Annotated in this window: 1 protein-coding gene; it reads left to right on the forward strand. The window is 62.6% G+C overall.

Annotated features, from left to right (window positions below):
• Nucleotides 1-246 (forward strand): ACP S-malonyltransferase (locus AN218_RS37620; RefSeq protein WP_141747718.1); only part of this gene is annotated, 246 nt, incomplete at both ends.

Genomic DNA, 246 nt, shown 5'->3' on the forward strand with positions numbered 1-246 from the left:
CCGGTTGGCGGGGGAGGGGCGGAAGACTAGGCGTTTGCTGGTCAGCCATGCCTTTCACTCGTCGTTGATGGATCCGATGCTTGAGGGTTTCCGTGAGGCTGTGGCGGGCCTGTCGTTCGGTGAGCCGGTGATTCCGGTGGTGTCGAATGTGACGGGTCGGCTTGCTGTGGGTGGGGAGTTGGCTTCGCCGGAGTATTGGGTTCGGCATGTTCGGGAGACGGTGCGTTTCGGCGACAGCGTCGAATG

It is taken from the genome of Streptomyces nanshensis, assembly GCF_001751255.1.
Taxonomy (GTDB): domain Bacteria; phylum Actinomycetota; class Actinomycetes; order Streptomycetales; family Streptomycetaceae; genus Streptomyces; species Streptomyces nanshensis_A.